General features: G+C 73.3%; 1 protein-coding gene. It reads left to right on the top strand.

Annotated elements, in window-relative coordinates; genetic code table 11:
* Window positions 1-33: 33 nt before the first annotated feature.
* Window positions 34-10248, top strand: a complete 10215-nt coding sequence (locus ACFZCY_RS28585; RefSeq protein WP_391179335.1) for a type I polyketide synthase — start codon at window positions 34-36, stop codon at window positions 10246-10248.
* Window positions 10249-10273 lie beyond the last annotated feature (25 nt).

Raw genomic sequence — 10273 nt, 5'->3', positions numbered from 1 at the left:
ACATTTCCACTGACCTCAGGAGGTGACGTTTTCGTGGCTAGCGCGAACGAAGAAAAGCTGCTCGACAATCTGAAGTGGATGACCACTGAGCTGCGCCGGGCCCGTCGCCGCCTGACCGAGGTGGAGGCGGACGCGCAGGAACCCATCGCGATCGTCGCGATGAGCTGCCGCTTCCCCGGCGGCATCGGCTCACCCGAGGACCTGTGGCGGCTCGTCGACGAGGGCGGCGACGCCATTTCCGGATTCCCCGCCGACCGCGGCTGGGACATCGAAGGACTCGCCGACCCGGACCCCGACCGCAAGGGCACCTTCTACAACAGCGGCGGCGGATTCCTCGACGGCGTCGCCGACTTCGACCCCGGATTCTTCGGCATTTCGCCGCGCGAGGCGCTGGCCATGGACCCGCAGCAGCGGCTGCTGCTGGAAACCTCCTGGGAAGCCTTCGAACGCGCCGGAATCGACCCGGCCTCCGTCCACGGCAGCCGCACCGGCGTGTACGTGGGCGCCGCGGCCATGGGCTACGGCTCCGACACCCAGGGCGCCTCGGAAGAGCTGGAAGGGCTGATGCTCACCGGCGGCGCCACCAGCGTGCTGTCCGGCCGCATCGCCTACACCTTCGGCCTCGAGGGCCCGGCCGCCACCATCGACACGGCCTGCTCGTCGTCGCTGGTCGCCCTGCACTGGGCGGCCCAGGCGCTGCGTCAGCGCGAATGCTCGCTCGCCCTGGTCGGCGGCGTCACCGTGATGCCCAACCCCGATGTGTTCGTGGAATTCAGCCGTCAGCGCGGCCTCGCCCCCGACGGCCGCTGCAAGTCCTTCGCGGCGTCGGCGGACGGCACCGGCTGGTCCGAGGGCGTCGGCGTCCTGCTGGTCGAGCGGCTGTCGGACGCGGTCCGCAACGGCCACCAGGTGCTGGCGGTCGTCCGGGGCTCGGCCGTCAACCAGGACGGTGCGTCGAACGGTCTGACGGCGCCGAACGGCCCGTCGCAGCGCCGTGTCATCCGCCAGGCCCTGGAGAACGCCCGGCTGTCCGCCGCCGAGATCGACATGGTCGAAGCACATGGCACCGGTACGACGCTGGGCGACCCCATCGAGGCGCAGGCGCTGCTCGCCACCTACGGCCAGGACCGGCCGGAGGGGCGGCCGATGTGGTTGGGCTCGCTCAAGTCCAACCTGGGCCACACCCAGGCGGCGGCCGGTGTCGCGGGCGTCATCAAGACAGTCATGGCGATACGACACGGCGTCATGCCCCGGACCCTCCACGTCGACCAGCCGTCCCCGACCGTCGACTGGTCTGCGGGGGACGTGTCGCTGCTCACGGAGGCCCGGCCGTGGGCCGACACCGGGCGGCCGCGCCGGGCCGGTATCTCGGCCTTCGGCGTGAGCGGCACCAACGCCCACACCATCCTGGAGCAGGCCCCGGAGCCGGAGGCCACGGAGAACGACGCTCCGGCCGCCGTCACCCTCGCCGTCCTGCCGTGGCTCCTGTCCGCCAAGACGGAGACGGCGCTGCGCGAGAACGCCCGCCGCCTCGCCGCTCACCTCGACCGCGACCCCGCCCTCGGCGCCGCCGACATCGGCTACTCCCTCGCCACCGGCAGGGCCGCCCTGGACCACCGCGCGGCCATCGTGGGCACCGACCGCGATGCGCTACGGCACGCCCTGGACGCCCTGGCGCGGGGCGAGTCCGCACCGGGGCTGGCCGAGAGCCCGGTGGCCGGCGGGCAGGTGGCGTTCCTGTTCACTGGGCAGGGGAGCCAGCGGCTGGGGATGGGCCGTGAGCTGTATGACGCCTATCCGGTGTTCGCGGAGGCGCTGGATGCGGTGTGCGATGCGCTGGATGCGCATCTTGAGCAGCCGCTGAAGTCGGTGCTGTTCGGGGATGACGCGGCGGTGCTGGACCAGACGGCGTTTACTCAGCCTGCGCTGTTCGCGGTTGAGGTGGCGTTGTTCCGGCTGGTGGAGGCGTGGGGTGTGAGGCCGGACTTCCTGTCCGGGCACTCCATTGGTGAGTTGGCTGCGGCGCATGTGGCGGGTGTGTTGTCGCTGGCGGATGCGGCGAAGTTGGTGGCGGCGCGTGGGCGGTTGATGCAGGAGCTTCCGGCCGGTGGTGCGATGGTCGCGGTGCAGGCGTCGGAGGACGAGGTGGCGCCGCTGCTGACCGAGCGGGTGAGTATTGCCGCGCTGAATGGCCCGTCGTCGGTGGTGATCTCGGGTGATGAGGACGCTGCTGTTGAGATTGCGGCTTCGTTCGAGGCGCAGGGTCGTAAGACGAAGCGGCTCACGGTCAGCCATGCGTTCCATTCGCCGCGTATGGACGGGATGCTGGACGTGTTCCGTGCGGTGGCGCAGGGGCTGTCGTACGAGGCTCCGCGCATTCCGATCGTGTCGAATCTGACCGGGGATGTCGTCTCCGCGCAGGAGATCACCAGCCCGGAGTTCTGGGTGCGGCATGTCCGTGAGGCCGTGCGGTTCCTCGATGGTGTGCGGGTGTTGGAGGCCAAGGGTGTCTCTACGTTCATCGAGCTGGGTCCGGATGGTGTGCTCACCGCCATGGCACAGGAGTGTGTGACCGGCGACGACGCCGCGTTCATCTCCGTCTGTCGCAAGGACCGCTCCGAGGCGGAGTCGCTGACGACGGCTGTCGCGCGGGTGTTTGTGCGTGGTGTGGGTGTGGACTGGGCTGGTTTCTTTGCGGGGACTGGTGCTGGTCGGGTGGATTTGCCGACGTATGCGTTTGAGCATGAGCGGTTCTGGTTGGAGCCGGGTGCGGCGTCGGTGGGTGATGTGGCGTCGGTGGGGTTGGAGCCGGTGGGGCATCCGTTGTTGGGTGCGGCGGTGTCGTTGGCGGAGTCGGATGGGTTGTTGTTCACGGGTCGGCTGGGTGTGGATTCGCATCCGTGGCTGGCCGATCATGTGGTGCGTGGTGCGGTGGTGGTGCCGGGTACGGCGTTTGTTGAGCTGGCGGTGCGGGCCGGTGACCAGGCCGGTTGTGACCATCTCGATGAGCTGACCCTGCACGCCCCCCTCGTCCTGCCCGCACGTGGCGGGGTCCGGCTTCAGGTCACCGTCGGCGCCCCGGACGACACCGGACGGCGGTCCATCGCCGTGCTGTCCCGCGCCGAGGACGCCCCGGCCGAGGAGCCGTGGACGCGCCACGCCAGTGGTGCGGTGGTCGCGGGCGCGCCCCGGCCGTCGTTCGCGCTGGCCCAGTGGCCCCCACAGGACGCCGAGGTGGCCCGTACCGAGGAGCTGTACGAGGCCCTGGCGGACGGCGGGCTGCGCTACGGCCCGGTGTTCCAGGGGCTCAACGCCGCCTGGCGGCGCGGTGACGAGCTGTTCGCCGAGGTCCGGCTGCCGGAGGCCGTCGCGGCCGACGCGCAGGCGTACGGGCTGCACCCGGCGCTGCTCGACTCCGCGCTGCACGCGCTGGGGCTGGACGGTCTGGGCGACGGCGAGAGCCAGGGGCGGCTGCCGTTCGCCTGGAGCGGGGTGTCGCTGTACGCGAGTGGCGCTTCGGCGCTGCGCGTGCGGCTGGTGTTGCAGGGCGCGGACGGTGTCCGGCTGGAGATCGCGGACACGTCCGGTGCGCCGGCCGCCGCCGTGGACTCGCTGGTGCTGCGCGCCGTATCGGACGAGCAGGTGCAGGCCGCGCGGGCGGCGTACCACGAGTCGCTGTTCCGGGTGGAGTGGACCGAGCTGGCGACGGGCGCGGGTACCGCACGGCGCGACCGCTGGGCGGTGCTCGGCGACGTGGACGGTACCGGGCTCGGTGCCGTCGGTGCTGTCGGTGCTGTCGGTGCCGAGGTCGTGGCGTACGCGGATCTCGCGGCGCTGACCGAGGCGGTCGCCTCCGGCGCGGCCGTACCGGACTACGTGTTGGTGGCGCCTTCCACCGAGGGCGACTCGGTGCCGGACGCGGTGCGTCAGGCCACGGTCGGGGCGCTGGGCCTGGCCCAGGCGTGGCTGGCCGAGGAGCGGTTCGCCGCTTCGCGGCTGGTGTTCCTGACCTGGGGCGAGGGCGAGCCCGTACGCGACCCGGCGCAGGCCGCCGCGTGGGGTCTGCTGCGTACGGCGCAGGCCGAGAACCCGGACCGCTTCATCCTCCTGGACACCGACGGCCAGGACGCGTCGCTCGCGGCGCTTCCGGCGGCGCTGGCGGCGGGCGAGGAGCAGCTCGCGGTGCGTGCGGGCGTGGCCCGCGTCCCGAGGCTGGCCCGGGTGCGGGCCGTGGACACCGATGACACGGACGTATTCAGCACGGACGGCACGGTGCTGGTCACCGGCGCCTCCGGCACGCTGGGCGGCCTGGTGGCCCGTCATCTGGCCGCCGAGCACGGCGTACGACGCCTGCTGCTGGTGAGCCGCCGTGGCGACCAGGCGCCGGGGTCCGCCGAACTGACCGCAGAGCTGGCCGAGTTGGGCGCCGAAGCACACTGGGCGGCCTGCGATGTGGCCGACCGGGACGCGCTCGCGGCGACCCTCGCCACCGTCCCGGCCGAACATCCGCTGACGGCTGTGGTCCACACGGCGGGCGTCCTGGACGACGGTGTGATCGGCTCGCTGACGCCCGAGCGCGTCGCCCACGTCCTGCGCCCGAAGGTGGACGCGGCGTGGAACCTGCACGAACTGACCCGGGACCTGGACCTGACGGCGTTCGTGCTGTTCTCGTCCGCCTCGGGCGTGTTCGGCACCCCCGGACAGGGCAACTACGCGGCCGCCAACGCGTTCCTCGACGCCCTGGCCACCCGCCGCCGCGCCGAGGGGCTTCCGGCCGTCGCGCTCGCCTGGGGACCGTGGGCGGGCGCCGGCATGGCCGGTGGCCTGGACGAGGCCGACGTCGCGCGGATGCGGCGCGCCGGACTGCCGCCGCTGACCCCGGCGGAGGGCCTGGCACTGCTGGACGCGGCCCTCGCCACCGGCGAGGCGACGCCCGCCCCGATGCGGGTGGACGCCGTGGCGCTGCGGGCCCAGGCCGCCGCGGGCGCGCTCGCGCCGGTGCTGCGCGGACTGGTCCGGGTGCCGGTACGGCGCGCGGTGGACACCGCCGCGGGCGGCGCGGCCGGGCTGGCGGAGCGGCTGGCCGGGCTGAGCGCGGCCGAGCAGGACCGGCTGCTGCTGGACCTGGTCCGTACGCAGGTGGCCGCCGTCCTCGGCTATGCGGGACCGCAGGCCGTCGATGAGGGCCGGGCGTTCAAGGACCTGGGCTTCGACTCGCTCACCGCCGTCGAACTGCGCAACCTCCTGCGCGAGGTGACCGGGCTGCGGCTGCCGCCGACCCTCGTCTTCGACTACCCGACCTCGACCGCCCTGGTGGGCCATCTGCGGGACGAGATCATCGGAGACCGGGCCGAGGCGATCGTGCCCGACCAGGTGACCACCGCGGCCGACCAGGACGACCCGATCGCGATCGTCGCTATGAGCTGCCGTTTCCCCGGTGGCGTGCGGTCGCCCGAGGAGCTGTGGCAGCTGCTGCTCGCGGGCGACGACGCGATCACCCCGTTCCCCGCCGACCGCGGCTGGGACCTCGCCACCCTCTACAGCGACGACCCGGACCTCGAAGGCACCAGCTACACCCGCGAGGGCGGCTTCCTGCACGACGTCGCCGACTTCGACGCCCCGTTCTTCGGCATCTCGCCGCGTGAGGCGCTGGCCATGGACCCGCAGCAGCGGCTGCTGCTGGAAACCTCCTGGGAGGCGTTCGAGCGGGCCGGGATCGACCCCGCGACGCTGCGCGGCAGCCGGACCGGCGTCTACGTCGGCTCCAACGACCAGGACTATCTGACGCTGTGGCTCAACGAGCCGCAGGGCCTCGAAGGCCACCTGGGCACCGGCAACTCCTCCAGCGTGGCGTCCGGCCGCCTCTCCTACGCCTTCGGGCTCGAAGGGCCCGCCCTCACCGTCGACACCGCCTGCTCGTCCTCGGTGGTGGCCCTGCACCTGGCCGCGCAGGCGCTGCGCAACGGCGAATGCTCGCTCGCGCTCGCGGGTGCCGTCACGGTCATGTCGACCCCCGGCGCGTTCCTGGAGTTCAGCCGCCAGCGCGGACTGGCCGCCGACGGCCGGATCAAGGCGTTCTCCGGTGACGCGGACGGCACCAACTGGGCCGAGGGCGTGGGCCTGTTCCTCGTGGAACGGCTCTCCGACGCCCGCAGGAACGGCCACCCGGTGCTCGCCCTCCTGCGCTCCACCGCCATCAACCAGGACGGTGCGTCGAATGGTCTGACGGCGCCCAACGGCCCCTCCCAGCAGCGTGTCATCCGGCAGGCCCTGGCCACCGCCGGGCTGTCGGCCACCGACATCGACGCGGTGGAGGCGCACGGCACCGGCACGTCCCTCGGCGACCCGATCGAGGCGCAGGCGCTGCTCGCCACCTACGGCCAGAACCGGCCCGAGGGGCGGCCCCTGTGGCTCGGCTCGGTGAAGTCCAACATCGGCCACACCCAGGCCGTGGCGGGCGCCGCCGGAATCATGAAGATGGTCCTGGCCATGCAGCACGGCGCGCTGCCGCAAACGCTGCACGTCACCGAGCCGACCCCGCACGTCGACTGGTCGGCGGGCGACATCGAGCTGCTGACCGAGGCCCGGCCCTGGCCGGAGACCGACGGCCGTCCGCGCCGCGCGGGCGTGTCGTCCTTCGGCTTCAGCGGCACCAACTCGCACGCGATCATCGAGCAGGCCCCGGCCGCCGATGCCGTCTCGTCGGCCGCTCCGGAACGATCCCTGCCCGTCCTCGCCTGGCCGGTCTCGGCCCGTGACGCGGACGCGCTACGGGCCCAGGCCACGCGCCTGCACGCCTACGCGGACGGCCACCCCGAGCTGCGCCCGCTCGACGTGGCGTACTCCCTGGCCACCTCCCGCTCCGCCCTGGAACACCGAGCCGTGCTGCTCGGCCGGGACGCCGAACACCCCGGCGACGCGCTGACCGCCCTGGCCGAGGGCCGCGATGCGCCCGGGCTCGTGGCGGGTTCGGTGGCCGGTGGCCGGGTGGCGTTCCTGTTCACGGGGCAGGGCAGCCAGCGGCTGGGGATGGGCCGTGAGCTGTACGAGGCGTACCCGGTGTTCGCGGAGGCGCTGGACGCGGTGTGCGATGCGCTGGATGCGCACCTGGAACGGCCGCTGAAGTCGGTGCTGTTCGGGGATGACGCGTCGGTGCTGGATCAGACGGGGTTCACCCAGCCTGCGTTGTTCGCGGTTGAGGTGGCGCTGTTCCGGCTGGTCGAGGCGTGGGGTGTGAAGGCGGACTTCCTGTCCGGGCACTCCATTGGTGAGCTGGCTGCTGCCCATGTGGCGGGTGTGCTGTCGCTTGCGGATGCTGCGAAGTTGGTGGCGGCGCGTGGGCGGTTGATGCAGGAGCTTCCGGCCGGTGGCGCGATGATCGCCGTGCAGGCCGCCGAGGACGAGGTGTTGCCGCTGCACACCGAGCGCGTCAGCATCGCCGCCCTCAACGGGCCCACGTCCGTGGTCATCGCGGGTGACGAGGACGCGGCGCTGGAGATCGCGGCGGGCTTTGAGGCGCAGGGTCGTAAGACGAAGCGGCTCACGGTGAGCCATGCGTTCCACTCGCCGCGTATGGACGGGATGCTGGAGGCGTTCCGTGAGGTCGCGCAGGGGTTGTCGTACGAGGCTCCGCGCATCCCGATCGTGTCGAACCTGACCGGTGAGCTGGTCTCCGCCGAGGAGATCACCAGCCCGGACTTCTGGGTGCGCCACGTCCGCGAAGCCGTCCGCTTCCTGGATGGCGTACGCACCCTCGAAGCCCAGGGCGTCACCACCTACGTCGAGCTGGGCCCGGACGGTGTGCTCACCGCCATGGCACACGAGAGCGTCACCGGCGCCGACGCGGCGTTCGTGACCGCGCTCCGCAAGGGCCGCCCCGAGGCCGAGGCCGTCACCACGGCGCTCGCCCAGGCGTACGTCCGGGGCGCCGCCGTCGACTGGGCGGCGTACTTCGCCGGGACCGGTGCGTCCCGCGTGGACCTGCCCACGTACGCCTTCCAGCGCCGTCGCTACTGGCCCGACGCCACCCCCAAGGGGGCGACCGAGGGCGCCGTGGACGCGGTGGACGCGCGGTTCTGGGAGGCCGTGGAGCGCGAGGACTGGGAGTCGCTGGCCACCGAGCTGCGCGTCGAGGGCGACCAGCCGCTCAGCGCGGTGCTGCCCGCGCTGTCGTCGTGGCGGCGCGCCCGGCGCGAAGAGTCCGCCGCCGACGGCCGCCTCTACAACGTGACGTGGAAGTCGTGCCCGCACGCCCCGTCCGGTGCCCCCACCGGCACCTGGCTGACCGTCGTCCCCGCGAGCCTCGCCGGGGACACCCGGGTCGCGGCGGTGGCCGACGATCTGGCGCGGCGCGGGGTGCGTGTCGTACCCGTCGAACTGGACGTGGCGGACACCGATCCCGGCGCCCTCGCCACCCGCCTCACAGCAGCCTCGGATGGCCCGGTGGCCGGCGTCCTGTCGCTGCTGGCGCTGGACGAGCAGCCGCATCCGGAGCATCCGGCGGTGCCGGTCGGCCTCGCGCTGACCGGGGCGCTGGCCGAGGCGCTGGCGCGGCAGGGCGGCGACGCCCCGGCGCGGCTGTGGTGTGTCACCCGGGGCGCGGTCTCGACCGGCGCCGGCGACGAGCTGCACGGCGTCACCCAGGCCCAGGTCTGGGGCTACGGCCGGGTCGTGGCGCTGGAGCAGCCCGAGCGCTGGGGCGGTCTGGTCGACCTGCCGGACACGCTTGACGCGAAGGCGCTGGACCGGCTCGCGGGCGCGCTCGCCGGGGCCGACGGGCTCCGCGACGAGGACCAGGTGGCGATCCGTTCCGCCGGGGTCTTCGTACGCCGCCTCGTACCCGCCCCGCGCGACGCGGCCACCGCGGCCGTCGAGCCGTGGATGCCGCGCGGCACCGTGCTGGTGACCGGCGGCACGGGCGCCCTGGGGCGGCACGTCGCGCACTGGCTGGCCCGCAACGGGGCCGAGCGGCTGGTGCTGCTCAGCCGCCGGGGCCCGGACGCGCCGGGCGCGGCCGAGATCGTGACCGAACTGTCCGGCACCGACACCGCCGTGACCGTCGAGGCATGCGATGTGGCCGACCGCGAGGCGCTGGAAGCGCTCGTGGAGAAGCTGGCGGCCAACGGCACCCCCGTACGGGCCGTGGTGCACTCGGCGGGCATCTCGCAGGAACCCGGCACCGGCACCGAACTCCCCGAGTTCGCCCGGATCGTGGCGGCGAAGACCACCGGAGCGCTCCACCTCGACGGCATCTTCGGGGAGGGCGCCGAACCGCTCGACGCGTTCGTGCTCTTCTCCTCCATCGCCGGGGTGTGGGGCAGCGGCGGCCAGGGCGCGTACGCGGCGGGCAACGCCTTCCTCGACGCGCTGGCCGAACAGCGCCGCGCCCGTGGCCTGACCGCCACGTCCGTGGCCTGGGGCCCGTGGGCCGAGGGCGGCATGGCCGCCGAGGGCGACGCGGAGGAGCAGCTGCGCCGCCGTGGCCTGCCGCCGATGGCGCCGGACCTGAACATGGCCGCCTTCCAGCGGGTGCTGTCCCGTCGGGAGACCGCCGTGACCGTGGCCGATGTCGACTGGGAGCGTTTCGCCCCGGCCTTCACCGCCGCCCGCCCCCGCCCGCTGATCGACGACCTGCCGGGTGTCCGCGCCCTGCTACAAGGCGCCGAGGGCGAGTCGGCGAACCAAGGGACGGAGGCGGATGCCGCGTCGGCGCTGCGCGAGCGGCTGGCGGGACTGCCCGCGGCCGACCGTGAGGACGCGGTGCTCGAGGTGGTGCGCACCCATGTGGCCACCGCCCTCGGCCACGCCTCGGCCGACGAGGTCGAGGCCGGACGCGCCTTCAACGAGCTGGGCTTCGACTCGCTCACCGCGGTCGAACTGCGCACCCGGCTGAGCGCGGCCACCGGCCTCCGGCTGCCCACCAGCCTCGTCTTCGACTACCCGAACCCGGCCGCGCTCGCCGCGCATCTGCTGGAGCAACTGGCGCCAGAGGAGCCGGGCCACGCCCCGGCCGATGTGGACCTCGATCCGCAGGACGCCGCACTGCGCCGCACCCTGGCCGCCATCCCGATGAGCCGGATCCGGGAGGCCGGTCTGCTGGACACGCTGCTCCAGCTCGCCGATCCGCAAGCAGCGACCCCTGGCACGAGCCGCGCCGAAGATGACGCCGAGTCCATCGACGACATGGACGTCCAGCACCTCATCGACATGGCGCTCGACCTCGACGGCCTCGACGGCACCGAATCCTGACGCGGCCCAAGCACGGAGTACACGA

This window comes from Streptomyces sp. NPDC007983 (assembly GCF_042958345.1).
GTDB lineage: Bacteria > Actinomycetota > Actinomycetes > Streptomycetales > Streptomycetaceae > Streptomyces.
The sequence above is the reverse complement of the archived record's forward strand: the minus strand, read 5'-3'. Positions and strand labels throughout refer to the sequence as shown.